Genomic DNA, 18,857 nt, shown 5'->3' with positions numbered 1-18,857 from the left:
CCTTGGTGAGCCCATGACCGCCCCGTCACGAACCGCCGCACGAGGCCGCCGGGGCGTCACCCGAAGGCCATCACCTGCTGCAGCAGCTCCGGCAACCGCCGGTCGTAGGTGCGGGCGCCCCACCGCACCCCCAGCAGCAGCACCAGCACCCCCGTCACGACCCCGACCGCGAGCGCCGCCCAGCCGAGCGCCGCCTGCGGCATCAGGATCGCCGGCAGGGCGAGCCCGAGCGTGGGCAGGCTCACCGCGAGCGTGATCCCCATCGCCGCCATCTGGGCGAGCATGGTCGCCATCGTGGCGCCCTGGGGCGACTTGAACGGGCTCTCCCCCGGCTTGGGCACGGGATAGACGAGCCGCGCGGACACCGCGCTCGAGATCCCCAGCGACGCCCCCAGCGTGCCGACCGTCACGCCGAGCAGCGCGGGCAGCGCGTCCCACCGCCCGGCCACGGCGCACCCGACCAGCGCGAACGCCGCGGTCAGCGGCACCCCGGCGACCAGCACGGGCAGCACCCGCCCCCACCGGTCCACCCGCCCGGGGACCCCGGTCGCGACGTGCAGCGCGAACGCGGTGTTGTCGTAGCCCACGTCGTTCGAGATGCCGAAGCCGAGCAGCCACGCGACCAGGGGCGCCATGACGAGCAGGAGCCCGCCGCCGGCGCCGTTGGCCGTGCCGACCGCGAGCAGCACCAGCGGCAGCAGCGGCACCATCGCGACCGAGGCCGCGTACCGCGGGTCGCGCAGCCAGTAGGTGGAGGTCCGTGCGGCCACCGCGCCCAGCGGCGTGGCCGGCAGCCGGCCGAACCAGCCGAGCCCCTTCGCGGCCGCCGCCGACGAGCCGCCGCCGCGCGGCGTCACGAGCTCGCGCGCGAGGGCTCGGTCCCAGACCACCGCCGCGAGCGCGAGCGTCGCGAGACAGATCCCGAGCCTGGCCACCAGCAGGCCCCACTGTCCGGCGTGCACCGCCGACGCCAGCGCCCAGGGCGCCCCCAGCGGCGTCCAGCCGACGACGCCGGCGAGCGACGCGACCGCCGCCCCCAGCGCGTCGGCGTCCGAGCCGCCCGCGGTCACCTCGACGCCGTCGGCGAGCCAGCCGATCGCGGGCCCGACGAGCAGCAGCGGCACGACCGCGGCCACCGCCACCACCTCGCGGTACCGCCGGGAGTCGAGCAGCGGCGCGAGCACCGTCGTCGTCGCGCGGGACCCGACGACGCACAGCGCGGTCGCGAGCACCCCGCCGACCAGCGCCGCGAGGAGCGCCGCCGGCTGGCGCCACCAGGCGAAGGAGACGCCCAGCGCGACGAGCGCCGTCACGGCGGCGGGGATCGACACGAGCCCGGCCAGCGCGAGCCCGGCCAGCAGCGTGCGCCGCGGGATGGCGAAGGTGACGAAGCGGCGGGGGTCGAGCGTCGCGTCGACGCCGAACGTGTAGACCGGCACGACCCACCACGCGAGGACGACCAGCGCCCCGGCCACGGTGACGACCTGGCCCGCCACGACGGGGTCGGCCGTGCCGCCGACCACGGCCGCCGCCACCACCAGGACCAGCACGCCGAGCCCGTACAGGGACCCGATGACCAGCCCGATCGTCTGCCACACGCTCCGGCGGAACGTGTTGGCCAGGAGGGTCAGCTTGAGGCGGACGAGCTGCGCAACCACGCCAGTCCCTCCGTCTCCCGACGGCCGCCGACGAGGTCGACGAAGCGGTCCTCGAGGCTCTGCTCCCCGCGCACCTGGGCCACCGTCCCGGCCGCGAGCACGTGGCCCCCGGCGATGATCGCGACGTGCGAGCACATGCGCTGCACCAGGTCCATCACGTGGCTCGAGACGACCACGGTGCCGCCGTCGTCGACGTAGGCGTGCAGGATGTCCCGGATGTTCGCCGCGCTCACGGGGTCGACCGCCTCGAACGGCTCGTCCAGCACGAGCACGCGCGGGGCGTGGATCATCGCCGACGCGAGGCCGATCTTCTTCGTCATGCCGGCCGAGTAGTCGACGACGAACGTGTCGCGGTCGCCGGCCAGGTCCATCGCCTGCAGGAGGTCCTCGGTGCGCTCCGCGACGGTGGCGCGGTCGAGCCCGCGCAGCAGCCCGGCGTAGGTGAGCAGCTGGGCCCCGGTGAGCCGGTCGAAGAGCCGCACGCCGTCGGGCAGCACGCCGAGCGCGGACTTCGCCTCGTCCGGCCGCGCCCACAGGTCCGTGCCGTGCACGTGCACCGCGCCGAAGTCCGGCCGCAGCAGGCCGGTCGCCATCGACAGGGACGTCGTCTTGCCGGCGCCGTTGGGACCGACGAGGCCGAAGAACGAGCCGGCGGGGACGTCGAGGTCCACGCCCGCGACGGCGATCTTCTGGCCGAAGCGCTTCCACAGGCCGCGCAGGCTGAGCGCGGCGGTGAGGTCGGGCGGAGGGACGGGGGCGGGGGCGGCGGGCGGCGGCCCGGTCTGGTCGCTCACGGGTCAACCGTAGTGGTCGGGGCGCCGCGTGGGGGCTCGGACGTGTCGGTGCTCCGTGACACCGTGTGGCCCATGACGACGAGCCTCGCAGTGACCCTCATCCTCGGCGCCCTCGGCGTGGGAGTGCTGGTGGGCTGGCTGTGGCACGCGACCCGGGTCGCCAAGGCGGGCCGGTCGCAGGAGCTGCAGCGGGTCCAGGAGCACGGTGAGCTCGAGGTCCTGCGGCGCGACGCCGCGGAGCTGCGCAGCCGCCTCGCGCAGGCGGCCGAGGAGAGCGACCGCCGGCTCGCCGAGCAGCGCGCGCAGGCCCGCGACGAGGCGGACCGCCGGGTGACGGAGGCACGCGAGCAGGCCGACCGGTTGCTCGCGCAGGTGCGGGAGCACCTCGAGGAGCAGCTCGCCGAGGCGAAGGGCGACCAGGACGCCGCCGCGCAGCGGTTCCGCGCGCTCGCGAACGACGTGCTCACGGCCAACCAGAAGCAGTTCCTCGACCTCGCGGACGAGCGGCTGCGCCGCAGCACGCAGAAGAACGACGAGACGCTCGCCCAGCGGGAGCAGGCGATCCGCGCGCTGCTCGACCCGATGAGCAAGACCCTGGACAAGGTCAACGCCCGGGTCGACACCGCCGAGCAGGCGCGTCTGCAGGGGCACACGGCGCTCACCGAGCAGCTGCGTCAGCTCGAGACGGTCAACGCGCAGCTGCGGGTCGGCACCAGCGACCTGGTCTCGGCGCTGCGCTCGAACCAGACGCGCGGGGTGTGGGGCGAGCTCCAGCTCAAGCGCGTGGTCGAGGCCGCCGGGATGATGGACCACGTCGACTTCGAGGCCCAGGTGCACCGCACGACGGCGGAGGGCGAGACGCTGATCCCCGACCTCGTGGTCAGCCTGGCGGGCGGCAAGAACATCGTCGTGGACGCGAAGGTGCCGCTCAGCGCGTACCTGCGCGCCCAGCAGGCGGAGAGCCCCGCCGACGGCGACCGGGAGCTCGACGCCCACGCCAAGGACCTCGCCAAGCACGTCGAGGTGCTCGCGGGCAAGGCCTACTGGTCGCAGTTCGACGCCGCCCCCGAGTTCGTGGTGCTGTTCGTCCCCGCCGAGCCCATCCTGGCCGCGGCCGTCGAACGCCAGCCCGACCTGCTCGAGACCGCGATCCGCAAGCGGGTGCTCGTCGCCACCCCCATGACGCTCGTGGCCATGCTGCGCACCGTGGCCTACGCCTGGCAGCAGGACGCCATCGCCGAGGACGCGCAGAAGGTGCTCCAGACGGGCAAGGAGCTGTACGCCCGCATCGTCACCATGACGAAGAGCATCACCAAGCTCGGCCAGTCGATGACCGCCGCCACGAAGCACTACAACTCGTTCGTCGGCTCGCTGGAGACCCGCGTGCTGCCGCAGGCGCGGCGGATGGTCGAGCTCAAGGTCGTGGACGCGGGCCAGGCGATCGAGCCGCTCAAGGCGGTCGAGGACACGACCCGCGCCGTCACCAAGCCGGAGCTGCTGGCCGTCGAGGAGGGGTTCGTCGTCGACCTGGGCACCCTGTCGGCCGACGAGGACCGCACGGGGACGCGCGGCGACTCGGTCGAGTCGCTCGTCGACGCCGCCCAGCGCGACCTCGAGCGCGCGAGCGCGCCCGAGGAGGAGGACGAGTCGGCCGCGGGCTGAGCCCGGCGGCCGCAGCGGCCGCCGGCGTCAGGCGGGCTCGACGGGGAGCGAGGTCCGCGCGCCGCGGCGGGGCCGCTGCTCCTGCTGGCCGGCGGCCTTGAGGCCGCGCGCGAGCTCGCGCGGCAGGGAGAACATCAGGTCCTCGGTCGCGGTGCGCACCTCCTCGACGTCCCCGAAACCGTGGTCGTCCAGGTGGGCGATGACGTCCTGGACCAGGATCTCGGGCACCGACGCGCCGGACGTGACGCCCACCGTGGCGGCGCCGTCGAGCCAGGCATCCTCGATCTCGGTCGCGCGGTCCACCCGGTACGCGGTGCGGGCGCCGGCCTGCAGCGCCACCTCGACCAGGCGCACCGAGTTCGACGAGTTCGCGGAGCCCACGACGATGACGACGTCGCACTCCGGGGCGAGCTTCTTCACCGCGACCTGGCGGTTCTGCGTGGCGTAGCAGATGTCGTCGGAGGGCGGGTCCTGCATCTCGGGGAACCGGACGCGCAGGCGGCGCACCGTCTCCATCGTCTCGTCGACGGACAGGGTGGTCTGGGAGATCCACACGACCTTCTGCGGGTCGCGGACCTGCACCTGGTCGACCTCGTCCGGGGAGTTGACCACCTGGACGTGGTCGGGCGCCTCGCCCGCCGTGCCCTCGACCTCTTCGTGCCCGGTGTGGCCGATGAGGAGGATGTCGTAGTCGTCGTTGGCGAACCGGACGGCCTCCTTGTGCACCTTGGTCACCAGGGGGCACGTGGCGTCGATGGTGTCGAGGCTGCGCGCCGCGGCCGACGCGCGCACCGCGGGCGAGACGCCGTGCGCGGAGAACACGAGCCGGGCGCCCTCGGGCACCTCGTCGGTCTCGTTGACGAAGATCGCCCCGCGGTCGCGCAGCGTCTCCACGACGTGCTTGTTGTGCACGATCTCCTTGCGCACGTACACCGGTGCGCCGTAGGTCTCGAGCGCCTTCTCGACCGCGACCACCGCACGGTCCACCCCCGCGCAGTAGCCGCGCGGCGCGGCGAGGAGCACGCGCTTGGTGGTCGTCGGGGTGGCGGGAGCCGGGCTGGTCACAGTCACGCGGCCAGTCTAGGTGCGCCCGTGTGGACGTCCTGTGACGGGCGCATGACCGTGCGCTGGTGACCGGTCCCGGTACCGGGCTCGTCGGGGGCGTGGGGCATGCTGGACGCCGTGTCGGACACGTCCCAGCAGCCCTCCCATCCGCAGCCCCTGCCCGAGGTCGCCCGCGAGACGACGGCGGAGCGCCCGTGGCCGGTGCGGCTGCTGTCCGCGAAGATCCGGGACTACGTCGCGAGGATGTCGACCGTGTGGGTCGAGGGCCAGGTCGTGGAGCACACCTACCGGCCCCGGGCCGGGATGCAGTTCGTCACGCTGCGCGACACCGACGCCGAGGCGTCCCTGCCCGTGCACCTGCTGTCCCGGATCTACGAGGGCCTGCACCACAAGCCCGAGGTCGGGGACCACGTCGTGGTGCAGGCCAAGCCCGAGTTCTGGGTCAAGACGGGCCGGATGTCGATGCGCGCGACGGCGGTGCGCCAGGTGGGCGTCGGCGAGCTGCTCGCCCGGATCGACCAGCTGCGCCGCGTGCTCGCCGCAGAGGGCCTGTTCGACCTCGACCGCAAGCGCCCGCTGCCGTTCCTGCCCGCCGTCGTCGGCCTCGTGTGCGGGCGCGAGTCGAAGGCGGAGCACGACGTCGTCGTCAACGCCCGCGCCCGCTGGCCGCAGGTGCGCTTCGAGATCCGCGAGGTCGCGGTGCAGGGCGTCGACGCCGTGCGCGAGGTGAGCGCCGCGATCGCCGAGCTCGACGCCCGGCCCGAGGTCGAGGTGATCGTCGTCGCCCGCGGTGGCGGCTCGGTCGAGGACCTGCTGCCGTTCAGCAACGAGGCCCTCGTGCGCGCGGCGGCCGCCGCCACGACGCCGCTGGTGAGCGCCATCGGCCACGAGACGGACACGCCGCTGCTCGACCTCGTCGCGGACCACCGTGCGTCCACCCCGACCGACGCGGCGAAGCAGGTCGTGCCCGACGTCGCCGAGGAACGGCTGCGCCTCGAGCAGGCGCGCCGGCGCATGCGCGCCGCCGTCGCCGGGCGGGTCGAGCGCGAGCAGCACGGACTCGACGCGCTGCGCTCGCGCCCGGCGCTCGCCCGCCCGCAGACGACGATCGACGCGCGCGAGCGCGAGCTCGTCCAGCACCTGCGGCACGCACGCCACTGCCTCGACGCCGCGCTGCTGCGCGCCGCGGGCGAGATCGGGCGCCTGGGCGCCCAGGTCAGGGCGCTCTCGCCGCAGGCCACGCTCGAGCGCGGCTACGCCGTCGTGCAGCGCGCGGACGGGCACGTGGTGCGCACGAGCCGGGACGTCGAGCCGGGAGACCTGGTCCACGTCCGCGTCGCCGAGGGATCGCTGGACGCCGCCGTCACCGCGACGTCCGCACCCGCGCCGCCCGCCTGAGCCGCTCCGCCAGCCGGTCGAACGCCGCGGCCAGCTCCTCCCCCTCGAGCACCTCGACGTCCGTGCCGAGCTGGGTGACCCACAGGGCGAGCCGGTCCGGGTCGTCGCTGCCCACCTCGAGCCGGCACCGGTCCGGGCCGACCTCCTCGACCTCGAGCGGGGAACCGATCCGCGCGACGACGTCCTCGGCCGACGCGTGCACGAGGATCGTGGCGCGGTAGCGCCAGGTCGCCCGCCCCACGCGGGACACGACGTGCCGCAGCACGGCCTCCTCCGGTATCTCGCGCGGGCGGAAGCGGGCGCCCGTCGGCGGCTTCGGCGTGATCCGGTCCACCCGGAAGACGCCCCAGTCGACCCGGTCGAGATCCCAGGCCAGCAGGTACCAGCGCGCGCCCCAGGCCACCACGCGGTGCGGCTCGGTGTGCCGGGACGACTCCGCGCCGTCCCAGCTGGTGTAGCCGAAGCGGAGACGTTCGCCCGCGCGGATCGCGGCGGCGACCGCACCCAGCACCTCGAGGTCGAGGGCCGGGTCACCGCCGGGGACGACGCTCGTCGCCTCCCGGACCGCCTCGACGCGACGGCGCAGCCGCGCGGGCATCACCTGCTCGAGCTTGGCGAGCGCCGTGAGCGCGGTCTCCCCCGCCCCCAACGACGCGCGGGCCGCGGCGCCGAGGCCGACCGCGACGGCGACCGCCTCGTCGTCGTCCAGCACGAGCGGCGGCATCGCGGAGCCGGCGGCCAGGCGATACCCGCCCGCGACGCCGGGTCGGGCCTCGACCGGGTAGCCGAGCGAGCGCAGCTTGCCCACGTCCGTGCGCACCGTGCGGGTGCTGACCTCCAGTCGCTGGGCGAGCTCGCCGCTGGTCCAGTCGCGCTTGAGCTGCAGCAGGGACAGGAGCTGCAGGAGCCGGGCGGAGGTCTCGATCATCGTGCGATCTTCTCAGCGAATGCGGAAGAAAATCGTCCGCGTTTTCAGGGAGTGTGGAGACATGAACGAGAACACCGCGAACGCCGCCCTCGTCCCCTTCCGCGTCGACGTCCCGCAGGCGGACCTCGACGACCTGCGCGACCGCCTCGCCCGCACCCGCTGGCCCCTGCCCGTGCCCGGCCGCGACGACCGCACCGACTTCAGCCGCGGCATCCCGCTGCCGTACCTGCGCGAGCTCGCCGAGTACTGGCGCGACGGCTTCGACTGGCGCGCCCAGGAGGCCGCCCTGAATGTGTTCGAGCAGGTCACGACGGTCGTCGACGGACAGACCTTCCACGTCGTCCACGCCCGTTCGGCGAACCCCGACGCGACGCCGCTGCTGCTGTGCCACGGCTGGCCGGGCTCGTTCGTCGAGTACCAGCGCCTGATCCCGCTGCTCACGGACGCGTTCCACGTCGTCGTGCCGTCCCTGCCCGGGTTCGGCTTCTCCGCGCCGTTGTCCGGAACCGGCTGGGAGGTGGCCCGCACCACCGAGGCGTACGCCGAGATCATGACGCGGCTCGGCCACGACCGGTTCGCCGTGCACGGCACCGACATCGGCGCGGGCACCACCGGCCGGCTCGCCGCGGTGTACCCGCAGCGGGTGATCGGCACCCACGTCGGGAGCGACGGCCGGTCGCTCGGCATGGTGGGCGACGCGTACCCGATGCCGGACGGCCTGACCGACGACGAGGTCGCCCAGCTCGAGGCGGTCCGTGCGGCCGACGCCGACGAGCACGGCTACTTCGAGCTGCAGAACCACCGCCCCGACACGATCGGCGCGGCCCTCAGCGACTCCCCCGTCGGGCAGCTCGCCTGGATCGCCGAGAAGTTCCAGACGTGGACGAATCCGGCGTCCCGCACGCCGGACGAGGCCGTCGACCGCGACCAGCTCCTCACGAACGTCTCGCTGTACTGGTTCACGCGCAGCGGCGCGTCCAGCGCGCAGTTCTACTACGAGGCCGCGCACTCCGGGCTCGACTGGCTGTCGGCCTCCGACGTCCCCTCCGCGTGGTCGGTCTTCGACACCCACCCGCTGATGGCGAAGGTGTTCAACGCCTGGGGCGCCATCGACCAGTGGGTCGAGCACACCGAGGGCGGGCACTTCCCCGCGATGGAGGAGCCGCAGCTCCTGGCGGACGACCTGCGGGCGTTCTTCACCGGCCGGTCCTGACCGGTCACCGTGCGCGGGCGACCCGGCCCTCGTCCCAGACGGGCTCGGGCGTCTCGCGCACGGTCCCGTCCGCGCCGAACACGAGGAACCGGTCGAACGAGCGCGCGAACCACCGGTCGTGCGTCACCGCGAGCACGGTCCCGTCGAACGCCTCCAGCCCGTCCTGGAGGGCCTCGGCGCTGGCCAGGTCGAGGTTGTCGGTGGGCTCGTCCAGCAGCAGCGCGGTGCAGCCGGCGAGCTCGAGCAGCAGGATCTGGAACCGCGCCTGCTGGCCGCCTGAGAGGCGGTCGAACGCGCGGTCCGCGGCGACGGTCAGCTCGTAGCGCCGCAGCACGGACATGGCCGCGCCGCGGTCGCGGGCGTGGTCCTCCCAGAGGATCTGGGTCAGCGTGCGCCCGAACAGCTCCGGGTGGGCATGGGTCTGCGCGAAGACGCCGGGCACGACGCGCGCGCCGAGCCGCCACTCGCCCGTGTGCGCGACGTCGTCCCCGCCGAGCAGGCGCAGGAAGTGCGACTTGCCGGACCCGTTCGACCCGAGGACCGCCACACGCTCGCCGTAGAAGACCTCGAGGTCGAACGGCTGCATCAGCCCGGTGAGGCCGAGCCGTTCGCAGGTCAGCGCCCGCACGCCCGTGCGGCCGCCGCGCAGCCGCATCCGGATGTCCTGCTCGCGCGGCGGCTCGGGCGGCGGGCCGGCCTCCTCGAACTTGCTCAGGCGGGTCTGGGCCGCGCGGTAGCGCGAGGCCATGGCGTCGCTGTTGGCGGCGGCCTGGCGCAGCTCGCGCACCAGGCGCACGAGCTGCGCGTGCTTCTCGTCCCAGCGCCGCCGCAGCTCCTCGAACCGCTCGAACCGCTCGCGCCGCGCCTCGTGGAACGTCGCGAAGCCGCCGCCGTGCACCCACGCGTCCGCGCCGGACGGCGCGGGCTCCAGCGACACGATCCGGTCGGCGACCCGCGCCAGGAGCTCGCGGTCGTGCGACACGAAGAGGACGGTCTTGCGCGTGCCGCGCAGCTGGTCCTCGAGCCACCGCTTGCCGGGCACGTCGAGGTAGTTGTCCGGCTCGTCGAGCAGCAGCACCTCGTCCGGGCCCCGCAGCAGCGCCTCGAGGACGAGCCGCTTCTGCTCGCCGCCCGACAGGGTGCGCACCTCGCGCCACCGCGCCTGCTCGTACGGGACGCCGAGGGCGGCGACGGTGCACACGTCCCACAGGGTCTCGGCCTCGTACCCCCGCGCCTCGGCCCAGTCGGCGAGCGCCTGCGCGTACGCGAGCTGGGCGGGCTCGTCGTCGACCTCCATGATCGCCAGCTCGGCCGCGTCGACGGCGCGCGCCGCGTCGCGGATCCGCGGCGGCGCGACGTCGACGAGCAGGTCGCGCACGGTCGACCCGTCGCGCACCGAGCCGACGAACTGGCGCATGACGCCGAGCCCGCCCGTCACGGTGACGGAGCCCGCCTGCGGCACCAGGTCCCCGGACAGCAGCCGCAGCAGCGTGGTCTTGCCGGAGCCGTTGGGGCCGACGAGCGCGGTGGCGCTGCCCTCGGGGACGCGGAACGAGACGTCGTCGAGCAGCGTGCGCCCGTCCGGCAGCACGTGCTCGACGTGCGCCACCTCCAGATGACCCATGCCGCGCACGCTGCCCGACCCGGGGCCCGGTCGCAAGGCATTTCCGCCCGGTCGACGGACGCCGTTGTGGTGGTGCGAGGGTGGTGCGGTTGACTGTCCCCCGTGACGGATGCGAACCCCACCCCCGATCTCCCCGCCGACGTCGCCGCGCTGAGCTACGAGGAGGCGCGCGACGAGCTCGTCCAGGTGGTCGCCCGGCTCGAGGCCGGCAGCGAGCCGCTCGAAGCGTCGCTCGCCCTCTGGGAGCGTGGCGAGGCGCTGGCCGCCCGCTGCCAGCAGTGGCTCGACGGCGCGCGGGAGCGGCTGGCGGCGGCACAGGCCGCCTCGTCCGCCACCCCGTCCGGCGCCGACGGCACCGACGGCACCGACGAGGACGAGGAGGACGACGCGTGAGCGCCCACGTCCTCGCGGTGGGCGAGGCGCTGGTGGACGCGGTGCACCGCCCCGACGGGACCAGCGAGGAGCACCCCGGCGGCAGCCTGGCGAACGTCGCGCTCACGCTCGGGCGTCTCGGCCGCGACGTCCGGCTCGCGACCTGGCTCGGCCGCGACGCGCGCGGCGACGACGTCCGGTCGTGGCTCGCGGAGTCCCGCGTGGCCCTGGCCCCGGGCAGCGACGGCGCGGCGCGCACGAGCGTCGCACAGGCCACCCTCGACGAGACCGGCGCCGCGACCTACGAGTTCGACCTCGAGTGGCAGGTGCCCGCGGACGCGGGCGCCACCGCCGAGACGCTCGCGGTGCACACCGGCTCCATCGCCGCGATGCTCCCGCCCGGGGACGCCGACGTGCGGGGGCTGGTCGAGGTCGCCCGGGCGACGTCGACGGTGACCTATGACCCCAACGCGAGGCCCGCGATCATGGGCGACGCCGACGTCGTCCGGCCGCGGGTCGAGGAGATCGTCGCGCTCTCGGACGTCGTGAAGGTCAGCGACGAGGACCTGGCGTGGCTCTACCCGGAGCGCGACCCGCTCGACGTCGCCCGGGCCTGGCAGGGCACCGGCCCGGCGCTCGTCGTCGTGACGTTCGGCGGCGAGGGCGCGACGGGCATCACCTCCGCGGGCGAGGTCACGGTCACCGCCCCGCGCGTCGACGTCGTGGACACCGTCGGCGCGGGCGACTCGTTCATGGGCGCCCTGCTCGACGGGCTGTGGTCCGCCGGGCTGCTGGGCGCCGGGCGCCGCGAGGCGCTGCGGGCCCTCCCCGTCGCCGACACCGAGGCCCTGCTGGCGCGGTGCGCCGCGGTGGCCGCCGTGACCGTCTCCCGAGCGGGCGCGAACCCTCCGTGGGAGCGCGAGCTCGTCGCCCGGAAGGGCGTCGCCCAGGCCGCGGCCGACGCCCGCACCACACCGAAGGAGCAGGAATGACCCTCACCCCCACCGAAGCCTGGGCCCGGCTGCGGGCCGGCAACGGCCGCTTCGTGCGCGACGCGCCGGAGCACCCGGACCAGGACGCCGTCCGCCGCCACGAGCTGCGCACCGTGCAGCACCCGCACACCGTGATCTTCGGGTGCTCGGACTCCCGGGTGGCGGCCGAGATCATCTTCGACCAGGGCCTGGGCGACGTCTTCGTCGTGCGGACCGCGGGCCACGTCGTGGACACCACGGTGCTGGGCTCCATCGAGTACGGCACGGAGGTGCTGCACACGCCCCTGGTGGTGGTGCTCGGTCACGACTCGTGCGGCGCGGTCGCGGCGACGGCGCACACGCTCGCGACGGGCGAGCAGCCCCCGGGCTTCGTGCGCGCGGTGGTCGACAAGGTCATCCCGTCCGTCGCGGAGCTCACGAGCCGCCAGGGCGTCACCGGCCCGATCGACCCGGACGTCCTGCGCACCGAGCACGTCAAGCACACCGTCGCGCTGCTGCGCGGCTACTCGGCCGCGATCGCCACGGCCGTCGACGAGGGCCGTCTCGCCGTGGTCGGCGTCGTCTACGACCTCGACGACGGCAGCGCGCGGCTCGTCGCGGTCGACGGCGAGGTCGGCGAGCAGCCGGCCGCCGCCTGACCCCCCGTCCGCTCGGGACGCCCGTGCTCAGGCCCGTGCGGCGGCCGCCAGCAGCCGCCGCACGGTGCCGAGGGTGCGGGTCGTGGCGACCCCGCCCGTGAGGCGCTCGACCAGGGAGTTCGGGTCCGCCCAGGTGCCGGGCCCACCGCGCACCACGCCGAGCACCACACCGGGCCGCGCCGCCACGAGGTCGAGCAGGTCGCGCGGGTCGGTCCACGGCAGGTCCAGGGGCAGCGGCTCGCCGCCGTCCACGAACGTCAGGGTCTCGCGGTAGGTCCGCTCGTCGCGGGTGACGGCGAACGGGTCGCCGTCGATCGCGGCACCGACGTCGTCGAGGGACCGGACCAGCGCCGCGTGGCCGTATCCCGCGCGCTCGGCCAGCAGCGGCGCCGCGTCGCGGACCACGGCCGCCGCGTCGCCGTCGGAGGCGCTCCCGACGTCGAGCAGCACCGTGCCGTTCGTCTGGAACGAGCGCACCGCCCGGGCACCGGCCTCGAGCAGCGCCCTCTCGAGCACGTCGCGCACCGGGCTGCCGCGGTGCCCGAGGTTCATCGCGCGGTAGAGGGCCGCGTGGGTGAAGGTCACGGCCCCATCCTGGCGTGCGGCACCCACACCGGCGTGACCCGCCTCACGACCGACCGGTCTCGACGGTGCGGCACGATAGAGGCATGACTTCCGACACCGTCGTCCCCGGCGCGTCCGGCGCGCCCGAGACCGAGTACCGCATCGAGCACGACACGATGGGCGAGGTGCGCGTGCCGGCGCACGCGCTCTACCGCGCGCAGACGCAGCGGGCCGTGGAGAACTTCCCCATCTCCGGCACCACGCTCGAGCGCGGGCACATCGAGGCCCTGGCCCGCATCAAGAAGGCCGCCGCCCGCGCCAACGCGGAGCTGGGCGTGCTCGACCAGGACATCGCCGACGCGATCGTCGCCGCGGCCGACGAGGTCGCCTCCGGCGCCCACGACGCGCACTTCCCGATCGACGTCTTCCAGACCGGCTCGGGCACGTCGTCGAACATGAACACCAACGAGGTGCTCGCCACCCTGGCGACGCGCTCGCTCGGCAAGGACGTGCACCCGAACGACCACGTCAACGCCTCGCAGTCGTCCAACGACGTCTTCCCGACCTCGGTGCACGTGGCCGCCACCGCCGGCGCGATCCACGACCTGGTCCCGGGCCTGACGCACCTGGCCGACGCGCTGGCCGCCAAGGCCGACGAGTTCGCGACGGTCGTGAAGTCCGGCCGCACGCACCTCATGGACGCCACCCCGGTGACGCTGGGTCAGGAGTTCGGCGGGTACGCCGCGGCGATCCGCTACGGCATCGAGCGCGTGGAGGCGGCGCTGCCCCGCGCGGCCGAGGTTCCGCTGGGCGGCACCGCGGTCGGCACCGGGATCAACACCCCGGCCGGCTTCCCGCAGCGCGTCATCGAGCTGCTGCGCGAGGACACGGGCCTGCCGCTGACCGAGGCCCGGGACCACTTCGAGGCGCAGTCGGCGCGCGACGGACTCGTCGAGCTCTCGGGCGCGCTGCGCACCATCGCCGTGTCGATCACGAAGATCTGCAACGACCTGCGCTGGATGGGCTCGGGCCCGAACACCGGCCTGGGCGAGATCGCGATCCCCGACCTGCAGCCGGGCTCGTCGATCATGCCGGGCAAGGTCAACCCGGTGATCCCGGAGGCCGTGCTCATGGTCGCGGCACGCGTGGTCGGCAACGACGCCACCGTCGCGTGGGCCGGTGCCAGCGGCTCGTTCGAGCTCAACGTGCAGATCCCCGTCATCGCGCAGGGGGTGCTGGAGTCGGTCCGCCTGCTCGCCAACGCCTCGCGCGTCCTGGCCGACAAGACCGTCTCGGGCATCACCGCCAACGTGGACAAGGCCCGCGCGTTCGCCGAGTCGTCGCCGTCGATCGTCACGCCGCTCAACCGTGTGATCGGCTACGAGGCCGCCGCGAAGGTCGCGAAGCACTCGGTCAAGCAGGGGCTCACCGTACGCGAGGCCGTGATCGACCTCGGCTTCGTGGAGCGCGGGGAGGTCACCGAGGCCCAGCTCGACTCGGCCCTCGACGTCCTGAAGATGACCAAGCCCCCGCAGGCCTGACGTCCCTGTCCCGCGACGGCGGTGCTCCCCCACGGGGAGCGCCGCCGTCGGCGTCTCCGGGGACGACCACATCTCGACCCGGGGGTTGGTAAGGCTTACCTCACCTGCTACTGTCGGCGTACGCGGGGAGGCGCCCCTCGGGGCGCGGGGCTGGGGGGTTCCACCTGAGACGTGCGGCGCCTCCCCGCGATCAGTAGTCCTTCGGGTCCAGTCGGCGCAGGACGACGGCGAGCAGCCGGCCGAGCTCGGCCCGCTCCGCCTCGGACAGGTCCACCAGGGCCGCACGCTCGTGCTCGATCTGGCGCGGGAACAGCTCGTCGACGACCTCCTCCCCCTCGGCCGTCAACGCCACCAGGACGCCACGCTTGTCCCGCTCGTGGACGGCGCGCTCCACCAGCCCCGCCCGCTCCAGCCGGTCGAGGCGCTTCGTGATCGAGGCGCCGGGAGACCCGGTCATCGTCGTGATCTCCCCCGCCCGCAACGGCCGGCCCGACCGGCGCAGCGCGGTGAGCAGGTCGAGCTCGGGCCGCGTCAGGTCGCCGTCGGCGAGATCGTCGGCGAGCTCCGCCTCGAGCAGCGCGGCGATCCGGCGCACCCGCGCGCCGACCTCGGCCGGGGACGTGTCGACGCCGGGCAGCCGCTCGGCCCACTGCGCGCGCACGCGCTCGATGTAGTCCACGCGGACCAGGATAGAGGTCACACCCGGCACTTCTTCCCAGATGATTTACCTGTGAACTATCATGGTCCGCAATGCCTCCCCTGCCTGTCTCCTCCCCCGTGAAGTCCTCCGTCCGGTCCAGCGCCCGTGACGTGCTCGACCCCGCTCACCTGCGCGCGGCGCTGCGGGTGAACCCCGCCGACGCCACCGTCGCTGCCGCCCTGCGTTGCGGCGCCGCGGTCGCGCTCGCCCTGGCGGCCTGCGCCGCACTCGGACGCCCCGACCTCGCCGGGTTCGCCGCGCTCGGGGCGCTGACCTCCCTCTACGGCCGGTACGAGCCGTACCGCCGGCGGGCCGCCCTGGTCGCGGGCGCGGCGGTGTTCCTCGTCGGCTCGTTCGTGATCACGGCAGCGCTCACGACGGCCGGTGCGCCGCTCCCCCTCACCCTCGTCGTGGTGGCTCTGATCGCCAGCGCGGCGACGGTGGCGTGCCTGCTCGTGCGGACCGGTCCGCCCGGGGCCACGATCGTCGTGTTCACCGCCGCCGGCGGGCTCGCCGCTCCGCCCGTGTGGGGCACCGTCGCCGCCCAGGCCCTCGCCTGCGCCGCCGGGGCAGCCCTCGCCTGGGCCGTCGCGATGAGCGGTTACCTGGCCCGGCCCAGCGGACCGGCGCGGCTCGCGGTGCGGCGCGCCGCCGACGCCGTCAGGCGCGCCGTCGCCCCGGGCGCGCCCGAGGCCGCCGTCCCCGCCGCCCGGGCAGCCGTCGCCCGCGCCGAGGCCGTGCTGGCCGACGACCTCTCCCACCGCCGCACGCGGGACACCGCCCGGGTGCTCGCCGCCGACCTCGCGCAGATCGCCGCACGTCTCGACCCCCCGGCCGGCGCCGGCACGGACACCGGGGCGGAGCCCGGCCCCGGCACGGCAGCCACCGCGGGCCCTGCCGCCGCGCTGGCTCCCCGCGAGCGGCTGCGGGACACGGCCCGCGCCACGTGGCACGCGCAGCCGTGGCGCCTCGCGTCCGCGCGCGTCGCGATCTCGAGCCTCGTGGCGGGCGCGGTCGCGCTCGTCGCCGGGCTGGGCCACCCGGCGTGGGCGCAGATGGGCGCCACCGCGACCCTCCAGGGCTCGACCACGCACCACGCCGTGGTGCGCGCGCTGCAGCGCGCGGGCGGGACCGCCCTCGGCGCGCTGCTGGCCTGGCCGCTGCTGGCGGCCCACCTGAGCTTCGCCGCCACCTGCGTGCTCGTGGTGGCGCTCCAGGTGGTCACCGAGATCGTCGTGGGCCGCCACTACGGCCTCGCGATGCTCACGATCACGCCGATGGCGCTGCTGATGACGTCGCTCGGCGGGGCGGCGGACCCGGCCGGGATGGCCGCGTCCCGCGCCCTCGACACCGTGCTCGGCGCCGCGCTCGGCGTGCTCGCCGTCGTGCTGGTGCACCCGCGCCGCCGGCCGGCCGCGCCTGCGGCGGCCTGACCGGCGGCGCGGCGCGTCAGATCTCCAGCGACTCCAGCATCTCGGTGACCAGCGCCGCCACGGGCGACCGCTCGGACCGCGTGAGAGTCACGTGGGCGAAGAGCGGGTGGCCCTTCATCGCCTCGATCACGGCCGCGACGCCGTCGTGCCGACCCACCCGCAGGTTGTCCCGCTGCGCGACGTCGTGCGTGAGCACCACCCGCGAATCCTGGCCGATGCGGGACAGGACCGTGAGCAGGACGTTCCGCTCGAGAGACTGGGCCTCGTCCACGATGACGAACGCGTCGTGCAGCGAGCGCCCGCGGATGTGCGTCAGCGGCAGCACCTCGAGCATCTCGCGGTCGATCACCTCGTCGACGACGTCGGGCGAGACCAGCGCACCGAGCGTGTCGTAGACCGCCTGGGCCCAAGGGTTCATCTTCTCGGACTCCGACCCGGGCAGGTAGCCGAGCTCCTGGCCGCCCACGGCGTACAGGGGGCGGAACACGATGACCTTGCGGTGCTGCCGGCGCTCGAGCACCGCCTCCAGCCCCGCGCACAGCGCGAGCGCGGACTTGCCGGTGCCGGCGCGCCCGCCCAGGGAGAGGATCCCGACCTCGGGGTCGAGCAGCAGGTCGATGGCGATCCGCTGCTCCGCGGAGCGGCCATGGACGCCGAACACGTCCTGGTCGCCGCGCACGAGGCGGACCGTCTTGTCCGGCGTCACGCGCCCGAGGGCCGACCCTCCCGGCGAGTGGATCACCAGCCCGGTGTGGCACAGCAGCGGGGACGCGGCCTCGACGACGGCCGGGTCGAGGGCCGCGAGCTCCAGCTCCCCGCCCTCGTAGAGGGTGCCGACCTGCTCGTCGGCGACGTCGATCTCACGCATCCCGGTCCAGCCGGAGTCGACGGCCAGCTCGTGGCGATACTCCTCCGCGCGCAGGCCGACGGCCGAGGCCTTGACCCGCATCGGCAGGTCCTTGGAGACCACGGTGACGTCCCGGCCCTCGGCCGCGAGGTTGGCGGCGACCGACAGGATCCGCGTGTCGTTGTCGCCGAGCCGGAACCCGGCGGGCAGCACCTGCGGGTCGGTGTGGTTGAGCTCCACGCGAAGCGTCCCGCCGGCGTCGCCCACGGGGATGGGGGCGTCGAGGCGCCCGTGCTTGACGCGGAGGTCGTCGAGCATCCGCAACGCGCTGCGCGCGAAGTAGCCGAGCTCGGCGTGGTGCCGCTTGGCCTCGAGCTCCGTGACGACGACGACCGGCAGGACGACGTCGTGCTCGGCGAAGCGGTGGATCGCCCGTGGGTCGGACAACAGCACGGACGTGTCGACGACGAACGTGCGCGGGGTGGCGCCGTCCGGGTCGGTGGCGTCGACGGTGTCGCGCTCAGGGGTGGGTGCGGTTCGGGCCACGGCGAGCTCCCTCCAGGTGGTCGGGCGGCCGCCCCGGGGGCGTCGTGCGGCGCCCGGCCGGAGCCGGCCCTCCCGCACGGAGCGTGAACCCCATCGGCTGGCCTCCCCGAGGACGGCTGGACGCCGTCCCTGCCGCCAAACTACGACGCTGTGATTCGCGCCACCACCCCCGCGTCGGCGGGTCGGGAAGTTGTCACCCGGCGTTCACGCCCCGGACCCCGCCGCGACGCACGCCGGAAGGGCGCGCACCATGGAGCGGTGACCCCGACGCCCTCCCGGTCCACCGACGACGACGCGACCGCCTGGGTCGTGCTGCTGCGCGGCGTCAACGTCGGAGGGAACCGCCGCGTGAGCTCCGCCGACCTGCGCGAGGCCGCTGCCTCGGCCGGCCTGACGGACGCCCGCACCTACGCCAACAGCGGCAACCTGGTCGCCGTGGGAGCCGCGGGCGACGCCGACGTCGCCGAACGGGTCACCGCCGCGCTGGCCGCGCAGCTCGGTGGCGACCTGCGCGCGGTGGCGCTGACGGCGGGGCGCGTGGCCGCCGTCCTCGCCGCCGACCCGTTCCCGGACGCGGTCGCGGACCATCCCTCGCACGTGCAGGTGCACGTCTCCCCCGAGCCGGTGGACGCCGACGCGGTCGCACGGCTGGTGGCGGACCGCCCGGAGCGGGTCGCCGTCGTCGACGGCGTGCTCTACGTGGACTATGTGGCGGGCATCGGCCGGTCGAAGCTCACCCCCGCCCTGGTCGACCGTGCCGCGGGCACCTGGACCACCGCGCGGAACTGGAACACCCTGACCAGGCTGGTCGCGATGGCCCGCGAGGCGACCTGACGGACCACGGAGACGGCACCCGCCACCGGACGTTAGGCTTGCCCGCGG

At 74.9% G+C, this 18,857-nt stretch carries 17 protein-coding genes; 9 read left to right on the top strand and 8 right to left on the bottom strand.

Annotated features, from left to right (window positions below):
• Nucleotides 1-56: 56 nt before the first annotated feature.
• Together ACH436_RS11980 and ACH436_RS11975 are read right to left on the bottom strand one after the other, a co-directional pair.
• Nucleotides 57-1,658 (bottom strand): hypothetical protein, encoded by a 1,602-nt coding sequence (locus ACH436_RS11980; RefSeq protein WP_430560404.1) that lies wholly within the window; start codon nucleotides 1,656-1,658, stop codon nucleotides 57-59.
• The gene (locus ACH436_RS11975) at nucleotides 1,628-2,452 is read right to left on the bottom strand and encodes an ABC transporter ATP-binding protein (RefSeq protein WP_430560403.1); all 825 of its coding nucleotides are present in this window, start codon (nucleotides 2,450-2,452) and stop codon (nucleotides 1,628-1,630) included. Before ACH436_RS11975 ends, ACH436_RS11980 begins: the two co-directional genes overlap by 31 nt.
• Nucleotides 2,453-2,524: 72 nt before the next feature.
• Here ACH436_RS11975 and rmuC point away from each other — a divergent pair, with 72 nt between their 5' ends.
• Nucleotides 2,525-4,114 (top strand): DNA recombination protein RmuC, encoded by a 1,590-nt coding sequence (rmuC, locus tag ACH436_RS11970; RefSeq protein WP_430560402.1) that lies wholly within the window; start codon nucleotides 2,525-2,527, stop codon nucleotides 4,112-4,114.
• A 27-nt stretch (nucleotides 4,115-4,141) separates the two neighbouring features.
• Here the strand turns inward: rmuC and ACH436_RS11965 are convergent, their stop codons facing one another.
• On the bottom strand, nucleotides 4,142-5,185 hold the full coding sequence (locus ACH436_RS11965; protein ID WP_430560401.1) for a 4-hydroxy-3-methylbut-2-enyl diphosphate reductase: 1,044 nt from the start codon (nucleotides 5,183-5,185) through the stop codon (nucleotides 4,142-4,144).
• A 99-nt stretch (nucleotides 5,186-5,284) separates the two neighbouring features.
• On the opposite strand from ACH436_RS11965, the gene xseA reads away from it, so the two are divergent.
• A complete protein-coding gene (xseA, locus tag ACH436_RS11960) occupies nucleotides 5,285-6,577 on the top strand; it encodes an exodeoxyribonuclease VII large subunit (RefSeq protein WP_430560400.1) in 1,293 nt (430 codons plus the stop codon).
• On the opposite strand, the gene ACH436_RS11955 is transcribed toward xseA, so the two are convergent.
• Nucleotides 6,543-7,505 (bottom strand): helix-turn-helix transcriptional regulator, encoded by a 963-nt coding sequence (locus ACH436_RS11955; RefSeq protein WP_430560399.1) that lies wholly within the window; start codon nucleotides 7,503-7,505, stop codon nucleotides 6,543-6,545. The two genes, xseA and ACH436_RS11955, sit on opposite strands and share 35 nt — an antisense overlap.
• Nucleotides 7,506-7,566: 61 nt before the next feature.
• Here ACH436_RS11955 and ACH436_RS11950 point away from each other — a divergent pair, with 61 nt between their 5' ends.
• A complete protein-coding gene (locus ACH436_RS11950; protein ID WP_430560398.1) occupies nucleotides 7,567-8,718 on the top strand; it encodes an epoxide hydrolase family protein in 1,152 nt (383 codons plus the stop codon).
• 4 nt (nucleotides 8,719-8,722) lie between these two features.
• Here ACH436_RS11950 and ACH436_RS11945 read toward each other — a convergent pair whose 3' ends face one another.
• The gene (locus ACH436_RS11945; protein ID WP_430560397.1) at nucleotides 8,723-10,342 is read right to left on the bottom strand and encodes an ATP-binding cassette domain-containing protein; all 1,620 of its coding nucleotides are present in this window, start codon (nucleotides 10,340-10,342) and stop codon (nucleotides 8,723-8,725) included.
• Between the two features lie 102 nt (nucleotides 10,343-10,444).
• Here ACH436_RS11945 and ACH436_RS11940 point away from each other — a divergent pair, with 102 nt between their 5' ends.
• The 3 genes from ACH436_RS11940 to ACH436_RS11930 are packed head-to-tail and all read left to right on the top strand — an operon-like array spanning nucleotide 10,445 to nucleotide 12,344.
• Nucleotides 10,445-10,735, top strand: coding sequence for an exodeoxyribonuclease VII small subunit (locus tag ACH436_RS11940; RefSeq protein WP_430560396.1), 291 nt, complete (start codon nucleotides 10,445-10,447; stop codon nucleotides 10,733-10,735).
• The gene (locus ACH436_RS11935; RefSeq protein ID WP_430560395.1) at nucleotides 10,732-11,706 is read left to right on the top strand and encodes a carbohydrate kinase; all 975 of its coding nucleotides are present in this window, start codon (nucleotides 10,732-10,734) and stop codon (nucleotides 11,704-11,706) included. Before ACH436_RS11940 ends, ACH436_RS11935 begins: the two co-directional genes overlap by 4 nt.
• Nucleotides 11,703-12,344 carry a carbonic anhydrase gene (locus tag ACH436_RS11930; protein WP_430560394.1) on the top strand — a complete coding sequence of 214 codons (642 nt, stop codon included), beginning with the start codon at nucleotides 11,703-11,705 and terminating at the stop codon, nucleotides 12,342-12,344. Before ACH436_RS11935 ends, ACH436_RS11930 begins: the two co-directional genes overlap by 4 nt.
• Before the next feature lie 27 nt (nucleotides 12,345-12,371).
• Here ACH436_RS11930 and ACH436_RS11925 read toward each other — a convergent pair whose 3' ends face one another.
• Nucleotides 12,372-12,929, bottom strand: coding sequence for a DUF1697 domain-containing protein (locus ACH436_RS11925; RefSeq protein ID WP_430560393.1), 558 nt, complete (start codon nucleotides 12,927-12,929; stop codon nucleotides 12,372-12,374).
• Between the two features lie 83 nt (nucleotides 12,930-13,012).
• Here ACH436_RS11925 and ACH436_RS11920 point away from each other — a divergent pair, with 83 nt between their 5' ends.
• Complete coding sequence (locus ACH436_RS11920) at nucleotides 13,013-14,449, top strand: class II fumarate hydratase (protein ID WP_430560392.1); 1,437 nt, start codon at nucleotides 13,013-13,015, stop codon at nucleotides 14,447-14,449.
• A 190-nt stretch (nucleotides 14,450-14,639) separates the two neighbouring features.
• Here ACH436_RS11920 and ACH436_RS11915 read toward each other — a convergent pair whose 3' ends face one another.
• The gene (locus ACH436_RS11915) at nucleotides 14,640-15,149 is read right to left on the bottom strand and encodes a MarR family winged helix-turn-helix transcriptional regulator (RefSeq protein ID WP_430560391.1); all 510 of its coding nucleotides are present in this window, start codon (nucleotides 15,147-15,149) and stop codon (nucleotides 14,640-14,642) included.
• Nucleotides 15,150-15,199: 50 nt separating this feature from the next.
• On the opposite strand from ACH436_RS11915, the gene ACH436_RS11910 reads away from it, so the two are divergent.
• Nucleotides 15,200-16,582, top strand: coding sequence for an FUSC family protein (locus tag ACH436_RS11910; protein ID WP_430560390.1), 1,383 nt, complete (start codon nucleotides 15,200-15,202; stop codon nucleotides 16,580-16,582).
• Nucleotides 16,583-16,598: 16 nt separating this feature from the next.
• Here ACH436_RS11910 and ACH436_RS11905 read toward each other — a convergent pair whose 3' ends face one another.
• Nucleotides 16,599-17,882 (bottom strand): PhoH family protein, encoded by a 1,284-nt coding sequence (locus tag ACH436_RS11905; RefSeq protein WP_430560535.1) that lies wholly within the window; start codon nucleotides 17,880-17,882, stop codon nucleotides 16,599-16,601.
• Nucleotides 17,883-18,233: 351 nt separating this feature from the next.
• Between ACH436_RS11905 and ACH436_RS11900 the strand changes: the two genes are divergently transcribed.
• Nucleotides 18,234-18,809, top strand: a complete 576-nt coding sequence (locus tag ACH436_RS11900; protein WP_430560389.1) for a DUF1697 domain-containing protein — start codon at nucleotides 18,234-18,236, stop codon at nucleotides 18,807-18,809.
• Nucleotides 18,810-18,857: the final 48 nt, after the last annotated feature.

Origin of the sequence: Isoptericola sp. NPDC019693 (assembly GCF_044389085.1) — a bacterium.
Classification (GTDB): domain Bacteria; phylum Actinomycetota; class Actinomycetes; order Actinomycetales; family Cellulomonadaceae; genus Isoptericola.
This window is presented reverse-complemented; position numbering and strand designations above follow the sequence as displayed.